Origin of the sequence: Mesorhizobium sp. CA5, from assembly GCF_020165105.1 — a bacterium.
Taxonomy (GTDB): Bacteria; Pseudomonadota; Alphaproteobacteria; order Rhizobiales; family Rhizobiaceae; genus Mesorhizobium.
The window spans coordinates 145,511-169,573 of record NZ_JAIUHJ010000009.1 but is presented as its reverse complement, the minus strand read 5'-3'; the positions used below and the strand labels follow the sequence as shown (position 1 = coordinate 169,573).

Annotated in this window: 21 protein-coding genes and 1 riboswitch; of the genes, 10 read left to right on the top strand and 11 right to left on the bottom strand. The window is 63.8% G+C overall.

All coding sequences use genetic code 11. From position 1 onward, the window contains the following. Nucleotides 1-2 precede the first annotated feature (2 nt). From LB529_RS14280 to LB529_RS14250, 7 genes are all read left to right on the top strand, one after another. Complete coding sequence (locus LB529_RS14280; protein WP_140690575.1) at nucleotides 3-275, top strand: hypothetical protein; 273 nt, start codon at nucleotides 3-5, stop codon at nucleotides 273-275. A gap of 13 nt (nucleotides 276-288) precedes the next feature. Then, the gene (locus LB529_RS14275; protein ID WP_095765078.1) at nucleotides 289-1,503 is read left to right on the top strand and encodes a CpaE family protein; all 1,215 of its coding nucleotides are present in this window, start codon (nucleotides 289-291) and stop codon (nucleotides 1,501-1,503) included. After that, on the top strand, nucleotides 1,500-2,921 hold the full coding sequence (locus LB529_RS14270; RefSeq protein WP_140840376.1) for a CpaF family protein: 1,422 nt from the start codon (nucleotides 1,500-1,502) through the stop codon (nucleotides 2,919-2,921). Before LB529_RS14275 ends, LB529_RS14270 begins: the two co-directional genes overlap by 4 nt. Before the next feature lie 4 nt (nucleotides 2,922-2,925). After that, nucleotides 2,926-3,885, top strand: coding sequence for a type II secretion system F family protein (locus tag LB529_RS29130; RefSeq protein ID WP_224711417.1), 960 nt, complete (start codon nucleotides 2,926-2,928; stop codon nucleotides 3,883-3,885). A gap of 1 nt (nucleotide 3,886) precedes the next feature. After that, nucleotides 3,887-4,849: a type II secretion system F family protein gene (locus LB529_RS14260; protein ID WP_224711416.1), complete on the top strand. Its 963-nt coding sequence runs from the start codon at nucleotides 3,887-3,889 to the stop codon at nucleotides 4,847-4,849. A 228-nt stretch (nucleotides 4,850-5,077) separates the two neighbouring features. After that, a complete protein-coding gene (locus LB529_RS14255; protein ID WP_095765082.1) occupies nucleotides 5,078-5,551 on the top strand; it encodes a hypothetical protein in 474 nt (157 codons plus the stop codon). Nucleotides 5,552-5,725: 174 nt separating this feature from the next. Then, complete coding sequence (locus LB529_RS14250; RefSeq protein ID WP_224525376.1) at nucleotides 5,726-6,898, top strand: GGDEF domain-containing protein; 1,173 nt, start codon at nucleotides 5,726-5,728, stop codon at nucleotides 6,896-6,898. A 7-nt stretch (nucleotides 6,899-6,905) separates the two neighbouring features. On the opposite strand, the gene gcvP is transcribed toward LB529_RS14250, so the two are convergent. The 3 genes from gcvP to gcvT are packed head-to-tail and all read right to left on the bottom strand — an operon-like array spanning nucleotide 6,906 to nucleotide 11,209. Further along, on the bottom strand, nucleotides 6,906-9,716 hold the full coding sequence (gene gcvP / locus LB529_RS14245; RefSeq protein WP_224711415.1) for an aminomethyl-transferring glycine dehydrogenase: 2,811 nt from the start codon (nucleotides 9,714-9,716) through the stop codon (nucleotides 6,906-6,908). A 16-nt stretch (nucleotides 9,717-9,732) separates the two neighbouring features. Continuing rightward, nucleotides 9,733-10,101, bottom strand: coding sequence for a glycine cleavage system protein GcvH (gene gcvH / locus LB529_RS14240; RefSeq protein ID WP_095765085.1), 369 nt, complete (start codon nucleotides 10,099-10,101; stop codon nucleotides 9,733-9,735). Nucleotides 10,102-10,108: 7 nt separating this feature from the next. Next, the gene (gene gcvT / locus LB529_RS14235; RefSeq protein ID WP_140840361.1) at nucleotides 10,109-11,209 is read right to left on the bottom strand and encodes a glycine cleavage system aminomethyltransferase GcvT; all 1,101 of its coding nucleotides are present in this window, start codon (nucleotides 11,207-11,209) and stop codon (nucleotides 10,109-10,111) included. Nucleotides 11,210-11,358: 149 nt separating this feature from the next. Beyond that, nucleotides 11,359-11,445: riboswitch (glycine riboswitch) on the bottom strand. Between the two features lie 223 nt (nucleotides 11,446-11,668). On the opposite strand from gcvT, the gene LB529_RS14230 reads away from it, so the two are divergent. Further along, complete coding sequence (locus LB529_RS14230; protein ID WP_224711414.1) at nucleotides 11,669-12,673, top strand: hypothetical protein; 1,005 nt, start codon at nucleotides 11,669-11,671, stop codon at nucleotides 12,671-12,673. On the opposite strand, the gene LB529_RS14225 is transcribed toward LB529_RS14230, so the two are convergent. The 8 genes from LB529_RS14225 to LB529_RS14190 form a co-directional block, all read right to left on the bottom strand. Then, nucleotides 12,670-13,128 (bottom strand): GNAT family N-acetyltransferase, encoded by a 459-nt coding sequence (locus tag LB529_RS14225; RefSeq protein WP_224601613.1) that lies wholly within the window; start codon nucleotides 13,126-13,128, stop codon nucleotides 12,670-12,672. The genes LB529_RS14230 and LB529_RS14225 overlap by 4 nt on opposite strands. Continuing rightward, nucleotides 13,100-13,891 carry a molybdopterin-binding protein gene (locus LB529_RS14220; protein WP_224711413.1) on the bottom strand — a complete coding sequence of 264 codons (792 nt, stop codon included), beginning with the start codon at nucleotides 13,889-13,891 and terminating at the stop codon, nucleotides 13,100-13,102. The genes LB529_RS14225 and LB529_RS14220 overlap by 29 nt, the downstream gene beginning before the upstream one ends. Nucleotide 13,892: 1 nt before the next feature. Further along, nucleotides 13,893-14,765, bottom strand: a complete 873-nt coding sequence (locus tag LB529_RS14215) for a cytochrome b/b6 domain-containing protein (protein WP_140840353.1) — start codon at nucleotides 14,763-14,765, stop codon at nucleotides 13,893-13,895. A 98-nt stretch (nucleotides 14,766-14,863) separates the two neighbouring features. Then, nucleotides 14,864-15,535, bottom strand: a complete 672-nt coding sequence (locus LB529_RS14210) for a DUF1345 domain-containing protein (protein ID WP_224602678.1) — start codon at nucleotides 15,533-15,535, stop codon at nucleotides 14,864-14,866. Between the two features lie 26 nt (nucleotides 15,536-15,561). Continuing rightward, nucleotides 15,562-16,029, bottom strand: a complete 468-nt coding sequence (locus LB529_RS14205; protein WP_224628153.1) for a YaiI/YqxD family protein — start codon at nucleotides 16,027-16,029, stop codon at nucleotides 15,562-15,564. A gap of 65 nt (nucleotides 16,030-16,094) precedes the next feature. Next, complete coding sequence (gene gfa / locus LB529_RS14200) at nucleotides 16,095-16,664, bottom strand: S-(hydroxymethyl)glutathione synthase (RefSeq protein ID WP_224511451.1); 570 nt, start codon at nucleotides 16,662-16,664, stop codon at nucleotides 16,095-16,097. A 23-nt stretch (nucleotides 16,665-16,687) separates the two neighbouring features. Continuing rightward, entirely contained in the window at nucleotides 16,688-16,948 is a 261-nt protein-coding gene (locus tag LB529_RS14195) for a hypothetical protein (RefSeq protein ID WP_224628152.1), read from the bottom strand. Further along, the gene (locus LB529_RS14190; protein ID WP_224711412.1) at nucleotides 16,948-18,075 is read right to left on the bottom strand and encodes an S-(hydroxymethyl)glutathione dehydrogenase/class III alcohol dehydrogenase; all 1,128 of its coding nucleotides are present in this window, start codon (nucleotides 18,073-18,075) and stop codon (nucleotides 16,948-16,950) included. The genes LB529_RS14195 and LB529_RS14190 overlap by 1 nt, the downstream gene beginning before the upstream one ends. 268 nt (nucleotides 18,076-18,343) lie before the next feature. Here LB529_RS14190 and LB529_RS14185 point away from each other — a divergent pair, with 268 nt between their 5' ends. Beyond that, a complete protein-coding gene (locus LB529_RS14185) occupies nucleotides 18,344-20,356 on the top strand; it encodes an acetyl/propionyl/methylcrotonyl-CoA carboxylase subunit alpha (RefSeq protein WP_224711411.1) in 2,013 nt (670 codons plus the stop codon). Between the two features lie 113 nt (nucleotides 20,357-20,469). Next, nucleotides 20,470-23,994 (top strand): DNA polymerase III subunit alpha, encoded by a 3,525-nt coding sequence (dnaE, locus tag LB529_RS14180; protein WP_224711410.1) that lies wholly within the window; start codon nucleotides 20,470-20,472, stop codon nucleotides 23,992-23,994. Nucleotides 23,995-24,063 lie beyond the last annotated feature (69 nt).

The following is a 24,063-nucleotide window of genomic DNA, read 5'->3' as shown; positions in this document are numbered from 1 at the left end:
CCATGCGCATACCCGTTTGCATCGCTCTGCTGCTCGCCGGTTTCGCCGGCGGTTGCACCAGCGACGACTATGTACGCGCCGAAGGGGTGACCTTGGCGGCCGGCAACGCGCAGGCGTCCAACACCGCCATGCAGATGGTCGATCCCTGGAAGTACGGCGTGCAGAACACAAGGCTTCTGGTGCCGGCCCAGCGTCCGGGTTCCGAGAGCGCTGCCGTCGGTGCGAAGGCCGGCTCCGTGTCGTCGCCGACGACATCATCAACAACATCGAATTGATGGGCTGGCGAGGATGGCATCAGGTAGCAAGACCAAGAAGATCCTGCTCGTTTCGACGGACAGGACGTTCTTGCAGGACACGCGGACGGCTTTTGCGGCCTCCGAGGTCATCGAGCTTCTGACTCTGGAAAAGAGCGTCAACGAACTGCGCGGCGAGATCCTCGAGGCGGACTTCGGCACGGTCATCGTCGACATGGATGCAGCCAAGCTCGAGGAAATCGAGTCGCTGCAGCGCGTCATGCGGCGGCTGGAAGGCAGCGTTCCGGTGGTCGTCGTCACCCAGGAATTCAACGCGGCGGCGGTGCGCATCCTGGTGCAACTCAAGGTCGCCGATTTCCTGGTCAAGCCGATCACCACAGCCGACCTCGTGCGTTCCGTGATCCGTGCGCTGCAAGGACCGGGGCGGGAAGAGAACACCGAATCACACATCTATACGTTCATGCCGGCAGCCGGCGGCGTCGGCACCACCACGCTCGCCTTGCAGACGGCCTTCCAACTGCACCATTCGGTGATGCGGGGCGCCTCGACCTGCGTCGTCGACCTCAATTTCCAGCAAGGCGCCTGCGCCGAATATCTCGACCTCGAACCGCGCTTCGACATCACCGAAATCGAGAACCAGCCGGAGCGCCTCGACCGGCAACTGCTTGACGTGATGCTGTCCAAGCACGCGAGCGGACTGTGCGTGCTTGCCGCGCCGACGCGACCCTCGGACATGCGCTCGTTCAAGACCGATGTCGTGGTGCGCATGCTCGACCTCGTGGCGGCCTATTTCGACAATGTCGTCATCGACATGCCGCGCACCTGGTTCCCTTGGACCGAGACGGTGCTACTGGGTTCCAACAAGCTCTATATCGTCGCCGAGATGACGGTGCCCTGCCTGCGCCATACGCAGCGTCTCATCCAGGCCGTCTATGAGACCGCCGGCAAGGAAGTGAAGCCCAACGTCATCGTCAACCGCTTCGAGCAGAAGATGTTCGACAACGGCATCAAGCAGGCCGACGTTCAGGAGATACTCGGCGAGCATTTCGTCGGCGGCATCTCCAACAATTACCGGCTGGTGCGCGAGGCGGTCGACCGCGGCGTGCCGCTGCACGCGATCGACCCTAACGCCAATGTCGTCAACGACCTGAAGAAGATCATTCTGCCCGAGGAGGCCGTCCAGACGATCGCCAAGTCGAGGTCGCTGTTCGGCCTGGGCAAAGGCTTGCTGAAGAGGAAGGCAGGATGACCAGCCGCTTCTCCAACCTGCAGAGCCGCGACGTCCGCCCGCAGCGGGCGCCCGAACCCGCGCCGGTCACGCACAATGCAGTGATCATCCCGACGACCCGCAAACCGGCGCCGCCCAGGCCTGAGGCAGCCCCCGCAAAGAGCGCCAACAAGGTGCTGGACGCACGCGTGCGCATCCATCGCATGTTGCTTGAGGAGATCAACCTCGTGGCGCTGGAGCGGCTGCCCCGGGATGAAATGCGCCGGCAGGTGCATGATTTCGTCTCGGAAAAGACGCGCCAGGAGCGGATGGCAATCAACAATGCCGAGCTCGACGCCTTGGTCGATGACATCGTCGACGAGATGGTCGGCCTCGGCCCGCTGGAGCCGCTGCTCAAGGATCCCGAGATCAACGATATCCTGATCAATGGCCACCAGAACTGCTTCGTCGAAAAGCGCGGCAAGCTGCAGCAGGTCCACATCCCGTTCAAGGACGAGGCGCATCTGCTTAGAATCATTAATAAAATCGTCGCGGCGGTCGGCCGCCGCGTCGATGAATCTCAGCCCATGGTCGACGCCCGGATGCTCGACGGCTCGCGCTTCAACGCGGCGATTCGCCCCGTCGGCGTCGACGGCCCGCTGGTATCGATCCGCAAGTTCTCCAAGAACAAGCTCGGCCTGCACAAGCTCGTCGAATTCGGCGCCATTACCCAGAACATGGCCGAGGTGCTGGCGGCGGCGGTGCATGCCCGCAAGACCACGATCATCTCCGGCGGCACCGGCACGGGCAAGACGACGATGCTCAACGCTTTGTCGGCCTTCATTCCGGAAGACGAGCGCCTGATCACCATCGAGGACGCGGCCGAGCTGCAATTGCAGCAGCCGCATGTCGCGCGCATGGAGACGCGTCCGGCCAACATCGAGGGCCAGGGCGAATTGAAGCAGCGCGACCTGGTCAAGAACGCGCTGCGCATGCGCCCCGACCGCGTCATCCTCGGCGAATGTCGCGGCGAGGAAGCCTTCGACATGCTGCAGGCGATGAACACCGGTCATGAAGGGTCGATGGCCACCATCCATGCCAACACGCCGCGCGATGCCATCTCGCGTCTGGAACAGATGCTCGGGATGACCGGCATGCCGATGACCGTGCAGTCGATCCGCAGCCAGATCTCCAGCGCCATCGACATCATCGTCCAGCTGACGCGCCTTTCCGACGGCAAGCGCAAGGTGACCAGCGTCGCCGAAGTGACCGGCATGGAAGGCGACGTCATCCAGATGCAGGAGATATTCCGCTTCGTGCGCACCGGCATGGAGGCGGACGGAAAGATCCTCGGCCACTTCGAGGCGACCGGTATCCGCCCGCGCTTCCTCGAGGATCTGCGCAACATGGGCATCGAATTCCCGGGCAAGTATTTCGAACCCGGCCGGCCGCAGGACTAGGCCGGTGTTCGAGGGATTCAGCCCGGTCTACGTAATCTACGCCGCGGCGGCGCTCACCGGCATCATGATCGCCGAGGGCTTTTATCTGCTCTATGCCGGGCGCAGCGACAAGCGCACGGCCATCAACCGCCGCATGAAGCTCGCGGAGAACAAGATCAGCCAGGAGCAGGTGCTGATCCAATTGCGCAAGGAACGCGGGATCGACGGCGGCACCTCCATCTTCGACCGCTTCCGCGCCCTGCGCACGCAGTCCGGCATAAGCACGCCGCTGCCGAAATTCCTGACGATCACATCGGGGATCGCTCTCGCCCTGGCGCTCGTGGCGATCTGGAAAGGCTTGCCGCTCCTGTTCGGCCTTATCCTGCTTCTCTTGCTGTTGCCGGTGTTGCCGGTCATGGCATTGCGCTGGATGCGCAAGCGCCGGCACAAGCGTTTCGGGATGCAACTGCCTGAGGCGCTTGAATTGATCACGCGCGGGCTGAAGGCAGGCCATCCGGTGCCGGTGGCGATTGCCATGGTGTCGCGCGAGATGGCCGATCCGATCGGCACCGAGTTCGGCGTCGTGGCCGACGAGGTGACCTACGGCTCCGACCTGGTCTCGGCGTTGAACAATCTTTTCGACCGGGTGGGCCATGAGGACCTGCCGCTGTTCGTTACGGCGGTCTCGATCCAGAGCAGTTCGGGCGGCAATCTGCGCGAGATCCTCGACGGCCTGTCGGCGACGATCCGCGACCGCGGCAAGCTGCGCCGCAAGGTGCGCGCCATTTCGACGGAAGGACGCATGTCGGCTTACATCCTGACCGCGGTGCCAGTGCTTCTGTTCACCGCCATCATGGTGCTGATGCCGCAATTCTATCAGGATGTCTGGGACGTGCCGAAGACCTGGTACATGATGGGCGGCTCCATCATCTGGCTGCTGCTCGGCAACGCCATCATGTTCAAGATGTCGAATTTCAGGTTTTGAGATGGAAGACGTGATCCGCTTCCTCGCCTCGCTCGCGCCGACCTCGCTGGTGCCGGTCGCCGTGCTGCTCCTTGTGCTGGGCGGCGGCGCCGTCGCCTGGCCGCTGGTGCTCGCCAAGGGTGATCGCGGCGAGGTCAAGCGCCGGCTGAAGGTGGAGACATTGCAGCCGGTCGAGCAGGCGGAGCCCGCGCCCAAGAAGAGCACCAACGCCGTGCGCGAGAAGGCGGTGAAACGGGCACAGGAGTTCTACGCCAAGAGCGATCCGGAACATGTCGCGCGGCTGCGCCTGAAGCTCATCCAGGCCGGCTACATGGAACCGCGCGCCGTCGGCATGTTCTTCCTCATCCGTTTCGCCGCGCTGGTCGGCGCGGCGCTCGGCGCGTTCCTGGTCAATCACTGGGCGGCAAGCGCCGAGTCGACCATGACCAGCCGCTGGACCTTCATTATCCTGTCGGCTGCCGGCGGCTATTTCCTGCCTGGCCTGGTGCTGATGCAGAAAATTCGGGAAAAGATGCGCGAATACCGCAACGGCTTTCCCGATTTCATGGATTTGATGATCGTCTGCTCCGATGCCGGCATGAGCATGGAGGCCGGCATCGAGCGGGTCTCCAGAGAGCTTGCCAGGACCTATCCGTCGCTCAGCCAGAACCTGATCCTGGTGTCGCTGGAGTTGCGGGCCGGGCGCAGCCTCGACGACGCGCTGAAGGCGCTTGCCGACCGCCTCAGCCTCGACGAGGTTCGCTCCTTCGCGACGCTGCTGCAGCAATCCAAGGAACTCGGCACCAGCCTGTCGGGCTCGCTGCGTGTCTTTTCCGACGAAATGCGGCACAAGCGCATGTCGCTGGCCGAGGAGAAGGCGCATGCCCTGCCGGCCAAGATGTCGGTCCCGGTGACGGTCTGTATCCTGCCGGTGGTGCTGATGATCGCCATCATTCCGATCATTGTGAAGCTGACCGCGCGTTGAGTATTCAGCTGAGGCCGGTTTGCAAACGGCAGCTTCCTGCGCTCCGCCCCGGTTCTCGGAATCTGCCATTTTCGACTCGGCCTTACCTGAATCCAGGACATAGCCGTGGTTAACGCATCCTTGGCGCGCAACCGAATTTTATCTGCATTTCGGCACCGAAGCTTAATCGCTGTCCTGTATCGTTTTTCCTGAAGAACGACCCGGCAAATCGGGCGATGGGGCAGGGGCATGCGTCAGAGACTTCCCAGGGCAGCGGCGGCATTGGCGGCCGTCTTGATGATTACCGGCTGCACGACGAACAACGATGTCGACACGACCAAGACCACGGCGATCCAGCCGGTGGCCAAGGACGTCAGCGCCAACGACCTCGTTGAAGGCAAGGCGCAGTTCCGCGAGGCGAATTTCGGCCTTGCCGAACAGCATTTCCGCAAGGCGGTCGAGCTCAAGTCCGACAATGCCGAGGCCTGGATGGGGCTTGCCGCATCCTATGACGAGCTTGGCCGCTTCGACTTCGCCGATCGCGCCTATATGCAGCTGTTGAAGGTCGCCGGGCGCAAGCCGCAGATCGTCAACAATATGGGCTATTCGCAGCTTCTGCGCGGCAACAAGAAAAAAGCGCGCGCGCTGCTGCTCGAGGCCAAGGCCGGCATGGCCGATCAGACAGTGGTCGATGCCAATCTGGCGCTGCTCGACAAGGGCTGATCCTGCTCCCGGTTCGCGTATTCCGTGTGCCGTCATGAGATTTCGCCTCACATGTCGACGCTTTGTAAACCCTGTGTCGAGGTCGCGTTGGGTGTCCGCCGAAAACGGTTTGCGCCGGGCGCCGCCAGTCTACATTGAGGAGCGACGGGCACCCGCTAGAGGCAGTTCTTCAGGATGTTGGATTTCAGTTCGCTCCTGCTCGCGGCGGCGCTGTCGGGTACATGCCTCAGCATCACTATGTTTGCGATCTGGCTCGCCACACCGAGGGCGCGCTTCGTGCTCACGGTCGCCTGCGGCATCCTCGTGCTCGTCGCCCATGTCGTCGCGTTCTGGCGCTATACCAAGAATGCCGATCCCTGGCTGTGCCAGGTCGTGCTCGCGCTGCTGACTCTGGGTTTCCTGGTCCTCTGCCTGTCGGCGATGCAGTATCTCGGCTTTCGCGACTATCGCCGCGCCATCGTGCCGACGCTGGCCGCGATGGCTGCCTGCGCGATCTTCACCTTTCTCGGTTTCGACGGCATCGGCTTTCAGATCACCTATGCGGCCGTGACGGCGTTGCTTGCGGCGATCGGGGCGATGTTCTGGATGAAGGGGGATCACGACCGCCGGATATTGCTCGTCGTTTCGTTCCTCAGCGGCGCCTGCGGCTTGTCCTTCGTGCTGTGCGGCCTGGCGTTGCTGACGCAAGAGCAATGGGTTCTCGGCGCTGCGCCCGACAATTGGGCGGAGCGATTGAACTCCGTCGTCGCGGTCGCCTGCATGACCGGCCTCGGCGCATTGACGCTTTCACTGCACCATCTGCAGGCGCAGATCGAGCTCAAGGCCGAAACCATGACCGATCCGCTGACCGGCCTGATGAACCGCAGGGCGCTCACCGAGCTTTACGGCGAGCGCAGCTTCGGTCCGTTCATGGCGATCGCCATGTTCGATCTCGACCATTTCAAGATGACCAACGACGTCTTCGGTCATCCCGTTGGCGACCAGGTTCTTTGCCGCTTCGCGGCGGTGATCAGGAAATATGGCAGGACAGGGATCGACGCGTTCCGGCTGGGCGGCGAGGAATTCGCGCTCGTCATGTCGCGCGTGACACCGGAAAAAGCGCATGACATTGCAAGCCGGATCGGCGTCGCTTTCGGCACCGAGGTCGTCGCGACCCATCGCGGGCCGCTGCGCAGCAGTGTCAGCGGCGGCATGGGTTTCGGGTCGATCGCGGGCCGTCCGCTCCATGAGGTGCTGGCGCAGGCCGACGCCGCGCTTTATGCGGCCAAGCGTGCCGGGCGCAACCGTGTCGTCGTTCAGGACGGAGCGGTCCAGCCCGATGCCGGGCCGGCCCTGAAGTCTGCCTGAGCAGACGCTACTCGGCCGCGCCGAGATATTCCGACAGCGGCGGACAGGAGCAGACCAAGTTGCGGTCGCCGGCGACGTTGTCGATGCGCGAGACCGGCGGCCAGTATTTCGCCGCCAGATCGGCGTCGCCCGCCGGATAGGCCGCCTCCAGCCGCGAATAGGGATGCTTCCACTCGCCGGCAAGCGCTTCCGCCGCGGTGTGCGGGGCGTTGACCAGCGGGTTGTCGTTGGACGGCCACTCGCCCTTCGCCACTTTCGCCGCCTCGGCGGCGATGGCGATCATCGCCTCGCAAAACCGGTCGAGCTCACGCTTGGGCTCGGACTCGGTCGGCTCGACCATCAGCGTGCCGGCAACCGGGAACGACATCGTCGGCGCATGGAAGCCGTAGTCGATCAGGCGCTTGGCGATGTCGTCGACGCTGATGCCGGCGCTCTCCTTGAGAACGCGCGTGTCGAGGATGCACTCATGGGCGATGCGGTCGCTTCTGCCTTTGTAAAGCAGCGGGTAGTGCGGCGCGAGCCGTGTCGCCACATAGTTGGCCGAAACGATCGCCGTCTCCGTCGCTTGCTTCAGGCCGGTGCCGCCCATCATGCGGATATACATCCAGGTGATCGGCAGGATGGAGGCGCTGCCGAAGGGCGCCGCCGCCACGGCATGCGCCGAGCCTTCGGTGACATGGCCCGGCAAATAGGGTTTCAGATGCGCCCTGACGCCGATCGGACCGACGCCCGGGCCGCCGCCGCCATGCGGGATGCAGAAGGTCTTGTGCAGGTTCATGTGGCAGACGTCGGCGCCAATGTCGCCGGGACGGGCGAGGCCGACCAGGGCGTTGAGGTTGGCGCCGTCGAAATAGACCTGGCCGCCATGCTCGTGGATCAGCGCGCACAGATGACGCGCGCCTTCCTCGTAGACGCCATGCGTCGAAGGGTAGGTGAACATCAGCGCCGCGAGGTTCTTGGAATGCTCATTGGCCTTGGCGCGCAGATCGTCCATGTCGATATTGCCGTCGTCCAGGCAACGCACGACGACGACGCTCATGCCGGCCATCGCGGCGCTTGCCGGATTGGTGCCATGCGCGGAAGACGGGATCAGGCAGATGGTGCGGTGGCCTTCGCCGCGCGCGCGGTGATAGGCGCGAATGGCGAGCAGGCCGGCATATTCGCCTTGGCTGCCGGCATTGGGCTGCAGGCTGACGGCGTCGAAGCCGGTGATTTCCGACAGCCATGCCTCCAGATCGGCGGCCATTTTGCGATAGCCCGCCGAATGGCCGGCCGGCGCAAAGGGATGCAGATTGGCGACGCTCGGCCAGCTCACCGGCATCATCTCGGCGGCGGCGTTGAGCTTCATGGTGCAGGAGCCGAGCGGGATCATCGTGCGGTCGAGCGCCAGGTCCTTGTCGGCCAGACGGCGCAGGAAGCGCATCATCTCGGTTTCGGAATGATTGTCGTGGAAGACCGGCTGGGTGAGGAACTCCTTGCCGCGCGGCTTGCCCGGCATGGAGCTGCCTTCAGCCGCGCCGGGCTTGGCGCCAAACAGGGCAGCGATCGCCTCGAGATCGGCTTCCGTGGAGGTCTCGTCGAAGGCGATGCTGACATGGTCGGCATCGATGACGCGCAACAGCCGGCCGGTCTTCTCGGCGGCTTCTGCGATCGAAGCGGCCTTGCCCTTAACCTCGGCCGTGACCGTATCGAAGCGCCTCGCGCCGAGCACCGAAACACCGGTTGCTTTGAGGCCCGAGGCGAGGCGGCTGGCCAACGCGTGGATCTGCCCGGCAATTGCCTGCAGGCCGGCGGGGCCGTGCCAGATCGCATAGGCGGTGGCCATGTTGGCCAGCAGCGCCTGTGCGGTGCAGATGTTGGAGGTGGCCTTGTCGCGGCGGATATGCTGCTCGCGCGTCTGCAGCGCCAGCCGGTAGCCCGGGCGGCCCTTGGTATCGGTCGACTGGCCGACAAGGCGGCCAGGCATCAGGCGGGTCAGCTTGTCGGAGACGGCGCAATAGGCGGCGTGCGGGCCGCCGAAGCCCATCGGCACGCCGAAGCGCTGCATCGGACCGACGGCGATGTCGGCGCCGAGCTTCGCCGGCGCATCCGTCAGCGTCAGCGCCAGCGGATCGGCGATGAAGACGACCAGCGCGCCGGCGGCGCGGGCCTTCTCGATCGCCGCCTTGTGGTCGCCATAGACGCCGAACGTGTCCGGCCAGGAGACGAGCAAGGCGGCGGTGTTGTCGTCGATCGTCTCGCCGTCGACCTCGATGTCGAGCGGCTCGGCGCGGGTGCGCACGACGTCCAGCGTCTGCGGATGCGGCGTGCCGGCAAGCGCCACCTTGGTGCGCTTGTCGCGGTGGTGGCGCAGCGCAATGCCGACGGCTTCGGCGACGGCAGTCGCTTCATCGAGCAGCGAGGCCGACGCCACCGGCAGGCCGGTGAGCTCGGCGACCAGGGTCTGGAAGTTGAACAGCATCTCCAGCCGGCCCTGGCTGATCTCGGCCTGGTATGGGGTGTAGGCCGTGTACCAGGCCGGGTTCTCGAACAGGTTCCGCTGGATGACCGGCGGCACGAAGACGCCGTGATAGCCGGCGCCGATGAAGCTCTTCAGCACCGTGTTCTTCGCCATGATCGCCCACAATTCGGCCAGCGCTTCGGCTTCGCTCGCCGGAGCGGGCAGGTTGAGCGGCAGGTCGAGGCGGATCGATCTCGGCACGGCCTGGCTGATCAACGTTTCGACGGATGGAACGCCGATGACGGCGAGCATTGCCCTGACGTCGTTGACGCCTGGGCCGATGTGGCGGGCCGAGAAGGGAATAGGTGCTGCGGTCATTTCCAGGATCCTGATATCAGCCAATATGGGCTTTGTAGGCGGCTTCATCCATGAGGCTGTCGAGCTGGCTTTCGTTGGCCAGCCTCATCTTCCAGAGCCAGCCGTCGCCGGTCGCGGCCGAATTGACCAGCGAGGGGTCGGCCGACAGGGAGGCGTTGGCTTCGGTGATCTCGCCGTCGACCGGCGCGTAGACGTCCGAGGCCGCCTTGACGGATTCGACCACGACGGCGGTGTCGCCCTTGGCGAGCTTGCGACCGATTTCCGGCAGCTCGACGAAAACGAGATCGCCGAGCTGTTCCTGCGCATAATCGGTGATGCCGACCGTAGCGACGCCGCCGTCGACGCGCAGCCACTCATGGTCTTCCGTGAAATAGGTCTTTGCCATCTGAAAATCATCCTTTGCGGTAGCGATGTGGGGTGAAGGGCAGGGGCGTGACGTCGACCGGGATTTTCGTCCCGCGGACATCGGCAAAGAGCTTCGTGCCGGCCTTGGCCAGCGCGGTGTTGACATAGCCCATGGCGACCGGGTGGCCCGCCGAGGGGCCGAAGCCGCCCGAAGCGACATGACCGGCCGGATGGCCGTCGGCGTCGATCAATGCGGCGCCCGAGCGCACCGGCTGGCGTCCATCGGGCTTCAGGCCGACGCGCTTCTGCGACGGCCCGCGCTCGATGATCGAGCGCAGCGCGTCGGCGCCGATGAAATGACCCGAGGCGCGGATATCCTTGGGAATCGCCCACATCAGTCCGGCGCTTGCCGGGTCGATTTCCGGCGTCAGGTCCTGGCCGTGCAGGCAAAGCCCGGCCTCGAGCCGCAGGCTGTCGCGGGCGGCAAGGCCGATCCACTGCACGCGCTCGTCCCCCAGCAGCTTCGCGACCAGATCCCGCGCGTCCGCTTCCGGCAGGCCGATCTCGAATCCGTCCTCGCCGGTGTAGCCGGAGCGGCTCATGAACCAGTTTTGCCGGGGCTCGACCCCATGCATGAAGAGCAGCGAGCCGGTCTCGATGCCGGCCCGCGCCAAAGCTGCCCAGGCGTCCGGCCCCTGGACCGCCAGGAAGACGCGGTCGAGCGGATCGACCCTGGCATCGAAACCGGCAGCAAGCGCGCGCAGATGCTTCTCGTCCTCCACCGCGTTGCCGGCATTGGCCACCACCATGAACCGGTCATCGCCTAGGCGAGTCACGATGAGGTCGTCGATGATGCCGGCAGCCTCGTTGAGGAAGAAGGTGTATTTGGACTGCGAGATTTCCAGCGCGCCGGCATCGAGCGGACAGGCGCGGTTCAACAAAGCGATGGCCCCCGGACCGGAGACCTCGAACAGCTTCATATGCGAGATGTCGAACAGGCCGGCATGCTCGCGCGTGTGAAGATGCTCCTTCATCACGCCGGGTGGGTAGGTGAGTGGCATCGACCAGCCGGCGAAGGCGCCGAAACGCGCGCCCGCGGCCTGATGCAAATCCTCAAGGGGGAGGTGTCTGGTGTCTTGGCCCGTCATGTCTTCTCCAGAGTCGCACGGCGATCGACCGCCATTGGCGGCCTAGTCGTGCCCCTCTGTCTGAAGCCTGAGAGACTCGCGCCCCGTAACTCTGTCGGCAGCGCTTACACCTTCGGCGCGGGAAGATTCCCGACTTTCCAGAGTTGTCTTTCCCGTCCACGGTTCTTTTGCCTGAGAGATTTCGGGCGATTTCCCCTTCGGCGACAGCTTGCGCTGCTCTCTCCCGCAAACAGGTAGGACTCAGTCACCTAAGTCCTCGACGTGTCATCCATAGCCCGTCGGCGACACCTTGTCACCTCCCAGCGACATTTTAAGCGCGCCCTGCTTTTCAGCGACATGGATTGGCCGACAAGGCTTCGCTAACCACGCCGTTTGCCGGTTTCTCAAGATAATGCTGATAAAGCTTGGCGGGGTAACGCATTCAGTTCGCCGGCAACGGGCGACGGGCAGGGACGGCAAATGGGCGAATTGATCATGAGCGCTCCGGTGGCGGGGCTGATCTCGAAGGACAAGATCACGGCCGAAGACGTGACGATGCTGCGACGCGAGGTCTTCGCCGATGGCGTGGTAAGTCGCGGCGAGGCGGAGGCGCTGTTCGCGCTCGACCAGACGGCGCGCGACAAATGCGGCGAATGGGCGCCGTTCTTCGTCGAGGCGGTGACCGACTACATCGTCCACCAGGAAAAGCCGGAGGGCTATATCTCCGAGCAGAATGCCGACTGGCTTGTCCGCACCGTCTCGCGCGACGGCATGGTCGACGGGCGCACCGAGCTTGAACTGCTGGTGCATGTGCTGGAGGAAGCGAAGTCCTCCACCAGCGAGCTCTCGGCCTATGTGCTGGAACAGGTCGCGCATGCGGTAATCGACGGCAAGGGTCCGCTGATGCATGGCGGCAGCCTGGTTCCCGGCCATATCGCGAAGGCCGAGGTCGATCTGCTGCGGCGCATCCTTTATGCCTATGGCGGCGACGGCAACATCGCCATCAGCAAGGCCGAGGCGGAGGTCCTGTTCAGGATCAACGACCGGACCGCGGCAGCCGACAACGATCCGTCCTGGAGCGACCTCTTCGTCAAGGCGATCGCCAACCACATCATGTGCTCGACCGGCTACGAGCCGCCGACGCGGGAAGTGGCGCTGCGCCACGAGAACTTCCTCGACGAGGCGGCGCCGACGCTTGGCGGCTTCTTCAGCCGGATGGTCTCGGGTGGTTTCGCGGCGATCCTCGAAGCCTATCATTCGCCCGGCGATATCGAGGCCGAATGGGAAGCCAGGAACCGGGCCGCCGAAGCGCTTGCTCGCCGCGCCGAGACGATCGACGCCAGCGAGGCCGAATGGCTTGCCGAGCGTGTCGGCGGCGGCCAGCGGCCGCTGCGCGACAACGAGCGCGCGCTGCTGACGCTGATCAAGCACGCGGCGCCGGAAATCCATCCGACGCTGAAACCGCTGCTTGAGAAAGTGGCTTAGGCGTTTCCTGCAATTGTCTTGCAAAGAATGATGTTGGAATGGCCTTCGGGCCAGCCGGTCAATTCGGCGATGCGCTCGAAGCCGGCCTTTTCGTACAGACCAGGCGCCTGGAAGTCGTGGGTCGAAACCCATATCCGCAGCGAGCCGCGCGCGGCGGCTTCCGCGACGAAGGCATCGAGCAGCTTCCTGCCGTGGCCAAGGCCTCGATAGGCTTCGTCGACCCACATCAGCGTGAGCTCGGCAATGCTCGCCCAGGAATAGCCGGCGGCGACCCCGACGGCGCGGCCTTGCTCATCCCGCAGCGCAAAGACCAGAGCACGGTCGTCGCCACGACCGGTCAGCCGCCGGTTGTCGTTGTCGAGACGCTCCTCGATGGCACCAAGCTCGGCGGCCGCTAGACCATGCTCGGTCTGCAGGCGAGGGCCGTCAAATCCCGCCATACCAGTCGTAGCCATTGTCCTCCCAGTAGCCGCCGCGGCCGCCGCCGACATTGGCGAAACTGTCGACCAGCTCGATCTTGTAGATGTATTTCGGCATCTTGTAGCCGAGCTGGCGCTCGACCCGCACGCGCAGCGGCGCGCCGTTCTCGACCGGCAGGGGCTTGCCGTTCAGGCCGTAGGCAAGAATCGTCTGCGGGTGGCGGGCGTCGATCAGGTCGATGGTGCCGTAATATTTTATGTCACCGGACAGGCTTTGCTCGATCGTGTCGAGGCAGTGGAACATGACATAGCGGGCCTGCGGCTTGACCACGGCCTGGTCCAGCACCAGCGACAATGGCGTGCCGGTCCATTTGGCGATGCAACTCCACCCTTCGACACAGTCGTGGCGGGTGATCTGCGTGCGGCTCGGCATGTTCTGAAGCTGCTCGCGGGTCAACGACAGCGGTTTTTCGACGAGGCCGGCAACCTCCAGCCGCCAGTCGGCGAAATTGTTGGCGAGCAGGCCCTTGTAGGTGTCGTCGTCCGGCGCGGTAACGCCGTTCGGCCGTTGCGGCTGGCGGATATCGGCCTCGGTGAATTCCGGCGCCAGCGCGTCCCGGCCGGCAAGCAGGCGCTGCGCACGCCAGGTCAGGCTATTGGCGTTTTCGAGGAAGCTGCGCAGTCCGCCGCCGATGTCGAGACCGCTGTCGAATACGTCACAACCCGACAGCGCGATGCCGGACAGGCCGAGGCTGGCGGAGGTGAGGAACTTGCGGCGGCTGATCTGGAATTTTGCCATGTCAGGCGCTCCTCTCGGTCGGCTCAACGTGCTTCGCAGGCGGGTCGGTGCGGTACCAGCCGGTGATGATCGAACGCAGCTCGTTGATCGGGCCGGCGGCGAGGATCATCAGGATGTGGACGATGAAGAAAAGCACGAGCAGCACCATGACGGTGAAGTGGATGGTGCGCGCCGTCTGCCTGCCGCCGAGGATTTCGTTGAGCCAGGGCAATACCGAATTCATGCTCGGCGACATTGCGAGGCCTGTGACGATCATCAGCGGCAAAAGCACGAAGAGCACGCCGCCATAGGCCATTTTCTGCAGCGTGTTGTATTCGCGCGTGTGGTGGAACTTCAGCTTCGCATGATCGACGATGTCGCGCGGCAGCTTGCGCAGGTCTGACACGCGAGGGGCAAGATCGCGACGGATATGGCCGTTGACCAGGCTGGCGATCAGCCAGATGAGCAGGGTCGTGGTCAGGATCCAGGCGAAGAAGAAATGCACCACGCGGGCGGTGCCGAGGTCGTAATAGGACGGGATCGTGGCCCAGGAAGGGAAGGCGCGGGGCGTCTCTTGTCCCGGGGGACCCGACCAGCCGAGCACGCCGGTTGTGTCGAAGCGATGGCCGAAGATTTCAGTGAAGCCGCGCGGACCGTTGGCGGTGTTTTCGGCGCCGATCTGGAGGATCGTGTTGTTGAACTCGAAGCCGGACTGCTTGCCGACATAGAGCTGCGGCCGCGCGTTGAAGATCTGCAGGCCGGAAAGCAGCATGAAGAACAGCGAGAAAGCCCAAATCCAGTGGGTCAACCGCGTCCAGCGCGATTGCCGGTAGATGAGGGTCGTGTCCTTGCCGTCCGCCTCGGCGGCGGAATGGTTGTTGGCAACGGTGTCCATCTTGCCTCCGGCCGCCTCAAGCAAGCGGCTTCTCAGGTCATTGTCTCCCCCTCAATACGTCGCCGCACAAGGCAATGTTTCATGCGATCACGGATTTATTACGGAGAGCCCAGGCTGACCGCGAGATTGACTGCCGCCGCGACGATCACCGTGTTGAAGAAAAAGGTCAGGATCGAATGAACAAGCACGACCTGCCGCATTTGCGAGGTGGTGACGGCCGTGTCCGCCGTCTGCGCCGTCATGCCGATGACCGTCGCGAAATAGAGGAAATCCCAGCCTTCCGGCCTTTTGCCGCCCGGAAAATCGAGGCCGCCGACCGGCATCTTCTTGTGGGTTTTCTCGTCGATCCCGTCGCCATCCTTCCAATAGACGTGCGCGTAGTGCAGCGACGCCATAGCGTGGATTGTGAACCAGCCGAGCGGGATCGACAATATGGCGAAGGCGAGCTGCAGCGGATGCGCGGCATCCTTGCGGTTGATCAGCAGGAACAGCGAGACGATGGCCGCGCCGACGACAAAGAGGGTGACGGCAAAGATCAGCAGCACGGGCAGGTCGGTCGCGCGCGCATTCTTGCGGAGATAGCGGCCGGTAAGGCTCGGCATCAGGGTCAGCACCAGGGCGATATAGCTTGCAAAGAACACATTGGCGCCGATCGAGTAGGGGAGCGGCCAGCGCAGCAACAAGGCAAGCAGCAGTGCCACGATACCGATGGCCGCGGCGAGGGCGAACTGCATGTGCCGATGCATCGGCGTCTTGAGATCGTCACCCATGGCCCGAGGCCCTTGAAGACGTTGGATCAGTCCGGTGTGACGGATTTGAGCGCGCGCCGCAAGATGCGGTCGAGCTCGCCCAGAAACTGCGAACGGTCCTTCGGTGTGAAGGAGGCATTGAAGCCCCGGCTTTCGCCGGTCTCGCGCAGATGCTGCTTGAGATCGCGCATCGCCACCGCCATGCCGATGGTTTCCGGAGTGAAGGGGCGGCCGGTAGGGCCGAGCACATGCGCGCCGAGCGCCACCGTGCGCGCGGCAAGCGGGATGTCGGCCGTTATCACGACATCGTTTGCCCTGGCGTTCTCGGCGATCCAGTCGTCGGCCGCATCCGCGCCTTTGGAGACGACGACGTTGCGGATCATCGGATCGCGCGACGGCCGCAGGCCGCCATTGGAGACATAGGTGACGACGACGCCGTGGCGCTCCGCGACCTTCTCGACCTCGGCTTTCACCGGGCAGGCATCGGCATCGACATAGATGATGGGCTCGGGCATCGTTACTTCCAAACGAATATGGGGCCGGGTGTCAGCCAGCCCCATGGCAGAAATCGCGAGATTTGTCAGGCCGCCAAGGCTCCCGACTTCTTGGCTGTCCAAGTGGCGATATAGTCCATCAGGCCGGGGCTGAGGCAGTCATAGGGCTCGAGTCCGATCGACTTCAGCTGGCCGCGGATGCCGTCCATGCGGCTCGGATCGACGCCGGATTCGATGATCGACGACACGAAAGCGGCGAAGCCCGGCGGCGACCAGCCATCCTCCTCGAAACGTTCGGGATGGATGAAGGACAGGCCCTTGAAGGGATGGTCGCGCTCGACCGGGCCGTACATGTGGACGCCGCAGCTTGTGCAGGCATGGCGCTGGATCAGCGCCGAGGGGTCGACCACCTTGAGCTTGTCGCCGTTTTCGGTGACGGTGACGTCGCCGGTGCCGGCAACGGCCACCACCGAGAAGATGGCGCCTTCCGGCTTCCAGCACTTGGTGCAGCCGCAGGCATGATTGTGGGCGATCTGGCCCTTGACCTTCACCTTCACCGGATTGCTGGTGCATAGGCAAACCAGCGTGCCGCCGGAGAAGGATGCGCTTTCCCTCGGCAAGCCATTGTCGATCGAATGATGCAGTTTTTCAGCCATTCCCGTTTCCTCCCATTTTTTGGTCATGCCGACCCTGTGTCGATGACCACCTCACCTTCCATGAAGTGCACCTTCAGCAGTCGGTGCACCTCGCTCAAGCTCCTCCTCAAGAACCTGCTATGCACGAGATAGGCGATTTCGTCTTTCGCGCGATCGATCTCCTCCAGGTCGATTTCGACGTGCTTGTTCTCCCGAAAACTGCGCCACAGATCCTCGCCGAAGTTCTGTATCCGATGGATCGTCGACTTCTCGTGGTCGATGAAGCGAATTCGAACTTCCTTCACTAGTAAACCACGACGCTGCGGATCGACTTGCCCTCATGCATCAGGTCGAAGCCCTTGTTGATGTCCTCGAGCTTCAACGTATGCGTGATCATCGGATCGATCTGGATCTTTTTCTCCATGTACCAGTCGACGATCCTCGGCACATCGGTGCGGCCGCGCGCGCCGCCGAAGGCGGTGCCCATCCAGGTGCGGCCGGTGACCAGCTGGAAAGGCCTTGTCGAGATCTCCTGGCCGGCGCCGGCGACGCCGATGATGACCGACTTGCCCCAGCCGCGATGCGAGGCTTCCAGGGCCTGGCGCATCACCTTGGTGTTGCCGGTGCAGTCGAAAGTGTAGTCGGCGCCGCCGATCTGGTCGGCACCGCGCTTGGTCATGTTGACCAGGTAAGGCACGATGTCGCCGTCGGTCTCCTTCGGATTGACGAAATGCGTCATGCCGAATTTCTCGCCCCAGGCCTTCTTGTCGTTGTTGACATCGACGCCGATGATCATGTCGGCGCCGGCAAGGCGAAGGCCCTGGATGACGTTGAGGCCAATGCCGCCGAGGCCGAAGACCACGGCGGTGGCGCCCTGCTCGACCTTGGCGGTGTTGATGACCGCGCCGATGCCAGTGGTCACGCCGCAGCCGATGTAGCAGATCTTGTCGAAGGGGGCGTCGGGATTGACCTTGGCCACCGCGATCTCCGGCAGCACGGTGAAGTTGGAGAAGGTCGAGCAACCCATGTAGTGAAAGAGCTTGTCCTTGCCCATCGAGAAGCGCGAGGTGCCGTCTGGCATCAACCCTTGCCCCTGCGTGGCGCGGATGGCGGTGCAGAGGTTTGTCTTCCGCGACAGACACGACGGGCACTGCCGGCATTCGGGCGTGTAGAGCGGGATGACATGGTCGCCCTTCTTGGCCGAGGTCACGCCCTTGCCGACATCGACGACCACGCCGGCGCCCTCATGGCCGAGGATGGCCGGAAACAGCCCTTCCGGATCGGCGCCCGACAGCGTGAACTCGTCGGTATGGCAGATGCCGGTCGCCTTGACCTCGACCAGCACTTCGCCTTCGCGCGGCCCCTCGAGGTCGACCTCCATGATCTCCAGCGGCTTTCCGGCGGCGACGGCGACTGCGGCACGCGTTTTCATCAGGCGTTTCCTCCCAAGGCAATCAGTAAGTTTCAGGTTACGGCAGGCCGCCGTTCCCGCCTGGCGGGACGAAATCTCTGCCCGCCGTTTGTTTCTCCGAGCCCATCGACCACCTTATCGCTTTCCTTGCTGGCGGCCAACTTCCCTTGCGACGTTTTTCGCCGCGGCAGTCGCAATTCGAGCAAGTCGGATGCGCACCGGCCGGCCACTTGAGACATGGCGGGATTGTCCATAGAACTGGACCGCTTCGCCGGAGGACGACATCCGAATGTTCAAGAAAATCCTGATCGCCAATCGCGGCGAGATCGCCTGCCGCGTGATCAAGACGGCGCGCAATATGGGCATTGCCACCGTTGCGGTCTATTCGGATGCCGACCGCGATGCCGTGCACGTCGAGATGGCCGACGAAGCGGTGCATATCGGACCTTCGCCGGCGGCACAGAGCTATCTGTTGCCTGAGAAGATCATCGCCGCCTGCAAGGAAACCGGCGCGCAAGCCGTGCATCCGGGCTATGGCTTTCTGTCGGAGCGCGCCTCTTTCTGCGAGGCGCTGGAGAAGCAAGGGATCGTCTTCATTGGGCCGAAGCCCAAGGCCATCAAGGCCATGGGCGACAAGATCGAATCGAAGAAGTTCGCCAGCCAGGCCAAGGTCTCGACCGTGCCCGGATGGCTGGGCGTCATCGAAGACGCCGACCATGCCGAAAGGATCGCCGGCGAGATCGGCTATCCGGTCATGATCAAGGCCTCGGCCGGCGGCGGCGGCAAGGGCATGCGCATCGCCTGGAGCAAATCGGAGGTGCGCGACGGTTTCGAGCGTGCGCGTTCAGAAGCGAAAAGCTCCTTCGGCGACGACCGCGTCTTCATCGAAAAGTTCGTCGTGGATCCGCGTCACATTGAGATCCAGGTGCTGGCCGACGCGCATGGCACGGCAGTCTATCTCGGCGAGCGCGAATGCTCGATCCAGCGCCGCAACCAGAAAGTGGTGGAAGAAGCGCCGTCGCCGTTCCTCGATGCCAAGACCAGAAAGGCGATGGGCGAGCAGGCGGTGGCCCTGGCCAAGGCCGTCGACTACCAGAGCGCCGGCACCGTCGAGTTCATCGTCGACAAGGACAAGAATTTCTATTTCCTTGAAATGAATACGCGATTGCAGGTCGAGCACCCGGTGACCGAGCTGGTCACCGGCATCGACCTGGTCGAACAGATGATCCGCGTTGCCGCCGGCGAGAAGCTCGGCATCAAGCAGAGCGACGTGAAGCTCAACGGCTGGGCGGTGGAGAGCCGCCTTTACGCGGAGGATCCCTTCCGCAACTTCCTGCCGTCGATCGGCCGGCTAACGCGCTATCGACCGCCGGAGGAGGGTACGTTCGGCCGCACCGTCATCCGCAACGACACCGGCGTCACCGAAGGCTCGGAAATCTCGATGTTCTACGACCCCATGGTGGCCAAGCTCTGCACCTGGGCGCCGACAAGGCTCGAGGCGATCGACGCCATGTCGGAGGCGCTGGACAGCTTTGTCGTCGACGGCATCGAGCACAACGTACCGTTCCTTTCGGCGCTGATGCAGCATCCGCGCTGGCGCGAGGGGCGGCTGTCGACCGGTTTTATCGCCGAGGAATATCCTGACGGTTTTTTGCCGGTCGCGCCGGATGGCGAGGAGAGGGCGGTATTCGCCGCCGTCGCAACGGCGATCGAACTGCTGCGCCGCGACCGGCTCGACCGCCTCAGCGGCCGGCTGGCGCCGCATTCCGGACATCTCAAGCGCGATTGGGTGGTAAAGATCGGCGCTGACTATCTGCCGGTCGAGATCGTCGATGGCATGATTTCCATCCCGATGGAGGTCGATTTGTCGATCAACGGCGGCAAGCCGCTGACCGTCGCCTCGGACTGGCGGCCGGGCGACGCGATCTGGCAGGGCATGGTCGGCGCCGACAAGGTCGTGGCGCAGATCCGTCCGACGCTGAACGGTTTGCGCATCGCCTGGAAAGGCATGTCGGTGACGGCACGCGCCATGCTGCCGCGGATCGCTGAGCTCGAAAGGCTGATGCCGGAGAAGCTGCCGCCCGACACCTCGAAGATGCTGCTTTGCCCGATGCCTGGTCTCGTCGTCTCGATCGCCGTGGCGGAGGGGCAGGAAGTCAAGGCCGGCGAGACGCTGGCCGTGGTCGAGGCGATGAAGATGGAAAACGTGCTGCGCGCCGAACGCGACCTCACGATAGCCAAGCTCAACGCGAAGCCCGGCGACAGCCTGGCGGTCGATGCGGTGATCATGGAGTTTGCCTGACAAAGGGCGGTGCGGGACGCAAGCCTGTGTCGCGGTCGATTGTGCTGGACTGGCATGGCCCCGTCCGGGACAATACATCTGCACCGATGAGTCTTGGCACAGCGTGAAAAAACATGGCGGATGAACGACTTCCACGCGATCCTTTGCAGCGCGAAGCGGCAGTGAAGGCCGCGCGGCCCGAAACGCCGGCGCGTAGGTTCATCCATCTGCGCGTGCATTCGGCCTATTCGCTGCTCGAGGGCGCCTTGCAGCTTAGCGCGATCGTCGGCCATGCCGTCAAGGACGAGGCGCCGGCGATCGCCGTCACCGACACCAACAATCTGTTCGGCGCGCTGGAATTCGCCCAGAAGGCGGTCAAGGACGGCATCCAGCCGATCATCGGCTGCCAGATCGATCTGGCCTTTTCCGGGGAAGCGAGCGACGGCCAGCGCGACCGCCGCCGCCATGGGCCGGAGATGTCGCCGGTCGTGCTGATCGCCGCCAGTGAGGACGGCTACAGCAATCTCGTGCGGCTGATCAGCAAGGTCTATCTGGAGACGCCGCCAGGCGAGCCGGTGCATCTGAACAGCGCTATGCTGGAAGATCGGTGCGACGGGCTGATCTGTCTGACCGGTGGGCCGCGCGGTCCGATCGGCAGTGCGCTCAAAGCGGACCGGCGCGATCTCGCCGAACAGCGGTTGCTGTTCCTCAAAGGCCTGTTCGGCGACAGGCTTTATGTCGAGCTGGAGCGGGTCGCCGGCTACGATCGCATGGTCGAGAAATCGACCGTCGACCTTGCCTATACGCATGACCTGCCGCTGGTCGCCACCAACGAGGCCTTCTTCTCCAAACGCGAGGATTACGAGGCGCATGACGCGCTGATTGCGATTGCCGAAGGCTCGGTGGTTGCCGCCGACAACCGCCGGCGGCTTTCGCCTGACAATTTCCTGCGCGGCCAGGCCGAGATGGCGCGCCTCTTTTCCGACTTGCCCGAAGCGATCGACAACACGGTCGAGATCGCGATGCGCTGCTCCTACTATCCGAAGACCCGCAGCCCGATCCTGCCGCGCTTCACCGGCGCCGACGCTGCCGACAAGGACGCAGCCGAGAAGGCGGAGGCGGCCGAGCTTGCCCGGCAGGCGCGCGAAGGCCTGGAGGCGCGGCTGGCCGCGCACGGGCCGACGCCGGGCTACACGGTGGAGCAATATCGCGAGCGGCTCGAATTCGAGCTCGGCATCATCGAGAAGATGAAGTTCCCGGGCTACTTCCTGATCGTTGCCGACTTCATCAAATGGGCGAAGGCGCAAGGCATTCCCGTCGGGCCGGGGCGCGGTTCGGGCGCCGGCTCGCTGGTCGCCTATTCGACCACCATCACCGACATCGACCCGCTGCGTTTTTCGTTGCTGTTCGAGCGCTTCCTCAATCCGGACCGGGTGTCGATGCCGGACTTCGACATCGACTTCTGCCAGGACCGGCGCGAGGAGGTCATCCGCTACGTCCAGCAGAAATACGGCCGCGACCAGGTCGGGCAGATCATCACCTTCGGAACGCTGCAGGCGCGCGCGGTGCTGCGCGATGTCGGCCGCGTGCTGCAGATGCCTTACGGCCAGGTCGACAAGCTCTCCAAGATGGTGCCGCAGAACCCGGCCAACCCGGTCAAGCTGGCGGATGCCATCGCCAACGAGCCGCGTTTCGCCGAGGAGGCGGAGAAGGAGCCGATCGTGCAGACGCTGCTCGACACGGCGCAGAAGCTCGAAGGCCTCTACCGCCATGCTTCGACGCATGCCGCGGGCATCGTCATCGGCGACCGCCCGCTGTCCGAGCTGGTGCCGATGTACCGCGATCCGCGCTCGGACATGCCGGTCACCCAGTTCAACATGAAATATGTCGAGCAGGCGGGGCTGGTGAAGTTCGACTTCCTCGGCCTAAAGACGCTGACGGTGCTGGAAACGGCAGTGAAGCTGATACGGCGGCGCGGCGTCGACATCGATCTCGCCAAGATACCGCTCGACGACCCCGACACCTACGCGATGCTGTCGCGCGGCGAGGTGGTCGGCGTGTTCCAGGTTGAAAGTGCCGGCATGCGCAAGGCGCTGATCGGCATGCGGCCGGACTGCATCGAGGACATCATCGCGCTAGTGGCGCTCTATCGCCCCGGCCCGATGGAGAATATCCCGACCTACAACGCCAGAAAGCATGGCGAGGAGGAGATGGCCTCGATCCATCCCAAGATCGACCATCTGGTGAAGGAGACCCAAGGCGTCATCGTCTACCAGGAACAGGTGATGCAGATCGCGCAGGAGCTTTCCGGCTATTCGCTCGGCGAAGCCGACCTTCTGCGCCGCGCCATGGGCAAGAAGATCCGCGCCGAGATGGACAAGCAGCGAGAGCGCTTCGTCACGGGCGCGGTCGAGCGCGGCGTCTCAAAGCCGCAGGCCGATTTCATCTTCGACCTCCTGGCCAAGTTCGCCGACTACGGCTTCAACAAGTCGCACGCCGCGGCCTATGCGGTCGTTTCCTACCAGACCGCCTATCTCAAGGCGCATTACCCGGTCGAGTTCCTTGCGGCGTCGATGACGCTCGACATGAGCAATACCGACAAGCTGGCCGATTTCCGCCAGGACGCCATGCGCCTCGGCATCGAGGTGGTGCCGCCGTCGGTGATGTCGAGCTTCCGTCCCTTCGAGGTCGGCGAGAACAAGATCTTCTATTCGCTGGCGGCGCTGAAAGGCGTCGGCGACGCGGCGGTCGAGCACATCGTCGAGAAACGCGGCGAGAAGCCGTTCAAGAACCTTGCCGATTTCTGCGAGCGGGTCGATCCCAAGATCGTCGGCAAGCGCGTCTTCGAAAGCCTGATCATGGCGGGCGCGCTGGATTGCTTCGGCCACGACCGCGCGCAGATGATGGCCGGCGTCGAGCGGATGATGGGCCTTGCCTCGCTGGCGCAACAAAACGCCATCTCCGGCCAGGCCGACATTTTCGGCGCTTCGCTTGGGAGCCAGTCGCAGGCTCTCAACCTGCCGGCGACCGATCCGTGGCTTGCTGCCGACAAGCTGCACCGTGAATTCCAGATCGTCGGCTTCTATCTTTCAGCGCATCCGCTCGATGAGTACAAGTCCGCGCTGCAGAAGATGCGGGTGCAGAACTGGGCGGAATTCTCGGCTGCGGTCAAACGCGGCGCCGCCGCCGGGCGCCTCGCCGGCACGGTCACCTCCAAGCAGGAGCGCAAGACCCGTACGGGTAACAAGATGGGCGTCGTGCAGTTTTCCGACACGACGGGACAGTATGAGGCCGTACTGTTTTCCGAAGGCCTGGCGCAGTATCGCGACATGCTGGAGCCCGGCAGTTCGGTGGTGATCATGGTTGCGGCCGAAGACAGGCCTGAGGGCGTAAACCTGCGCATCAACTCGGTGCAATCACTGGACGACGAAGCCAGCCGCATCCAGAAAGCGCTGCGCATCTTCGTCAGGGACGATGGACCATCGTCGATCATTCAATCGCAGCTCAAACAGCGTGGCGACAGTCAAGTCAGCATCATCGTTCTCAAGGGAGAGGCGCAGGGCGAGATTGAGATCGGCCTGGGTAATTATCGCGTCTCGCCGCAGATCGCCTCCGCCATGCGCGCGGTGCAGGGCGTGGTGGACGTGGAGCTGGTCTAGAGCGTGATGGCGCTTCGTTGAATCGCCATCACGCTCTAACTTTTTGTTGGAGCATGATCTTTGTCCGAA

Excerpts from the sequence above, each read along its gene's own strand:
- gcvT (WP_140840361.1), bottom strand. The coding sequence starts at position 11,209 with ATGACGGGCCAAGACACCAGACACCTCCCCCTTGAGGATTTGCATCAG.
- LB529_RS14255 (WP_095765082.1), top strand. The coding sequence starts at position 5,078 with ATGCGTCAGAGACTTCCCAGGGCAGCGGCGGCATTGGCGGCCGTCTTG.
- dnaE (WP_224711410.1), top strand. The coding sequence starts at position 20,470 with ATGGCGGATGAACGACTTCCACGCGATCCTTTGCAGCGCGAAGCGGCA.
- LB529_RS14215 (WP_140840353.1), bottom strand. The coding sequence starts at position 14,765 with ATGGACACCGTTGCCAACAACCATTCCGCCGCCGAGGCGGACGGCAAG.
- LB529_RS14230 (WP_224711414.1), top strand. The coding sequence starts at position 11,669 with ATGGGCGAATTGATCATGAGCGCTCCGGTGGCGGGGCTGATCTCGAAG.
- gfa (WP_224511451.1), bottom strand. The coding sequence starts at position 16,664 with ATGGCTGAAAAACTGCATCATTCGATCGACAATGGCTTGCCGAGGGAA.
- LB529_RS14190 (WP_224711412.1), bottom strand. The coding sequence starts at position 18,075 with ATGAAAACGCGTGCCGCAGTCGCCGTCGCCGCCGGAAAGCCGCTGGAG.
- LB529_RS14210 (WP_224602678.1), bottom strand. The coding sequence starts at position 15,535 with ATGGGTGACGATCTCAAGACGCCGATGCATCGGCACATGCAGTTCGCC.
- gcvP (WP_224711415.1), bottom strand. The coding sequence starts at position 9,716 with ATGACCGCAGCACCTATTCCCTTCTCGGCCCGCCACATCGGCCCAGGC.
- LB529_RS14185 (WP_224711411.1), top strand. The coding sequence starts at position 18,344 with ATGTTCAAGAAAATCCTGATCGCCAATCGCGGCGAGATCGCCTGCCGC.
- LB529_RS14260 (WP_224711416.1), top strand. The coding sequence starts at position 3,887 with ATGGAAGACGTGATCCGCTTCCTCGCCTCGCTCGCGCCGACCTCGCTG.
- LB529_RS14270 (WP_140840376.1), top strand. The coding sequence starts at position 1,500 with ATGACCAGCCGCTTCTCCAACCTGCAGAGCCGCGACGTCCGCCCGCAG.
- LB529_RS14250 (WP_224525376.1), top strand. The coding sequence starts at position 5,726 with ATGTTGGATTTCAGTTCGCTCCTGCTCGCGGCGGCGCTGTCGGGTACA.
- LB529_RS14275 (WP_095765078.1), top strand. The coding sequence starts at position 289 with ATGGCATCAGGTAGCAAGACCAAGAAGATCCTGCTCGTTTCGACGGAC.
- gcvH (WP_095765085.1), bottom strand. The coding sequence starts at position 10,101 with ATGGCAAAGACCTATTTCACGGAAGACCATGAGTGGCTGCGCGTCGAC.
- LB529_RS14220 (WP_224711413.1), bottom strand. The coding sequence starts at position 13,891 with ATGGCAAAATTCCAGATCAGCCGCCGCAAGTTCCTCACCTCCGCCAGC.
- LB529_RS14205 (WP_224628153.1), bottom strand. The coding sequence starts at position 16,029 with ATGCCCGAGCCCATCATCTATGTCGATGCCGATGCCTGCCCGGTGAAA.
- LB529_RS14225 (WP_224601613.1), bottom strand. The coding sequence starts at position 13,128 with ATGGCTACGACTGGTATGGCGGGATTTGACGGCCCTCGCCTGCAGACC.
- LB529_RS14280 (WP_140690575.1), top strand. The coding sequence starts at position 3 with ATGCGCATACCCGTTTGCATCGCTCTGCTGCTCGCCGGTTTCGCCGGC.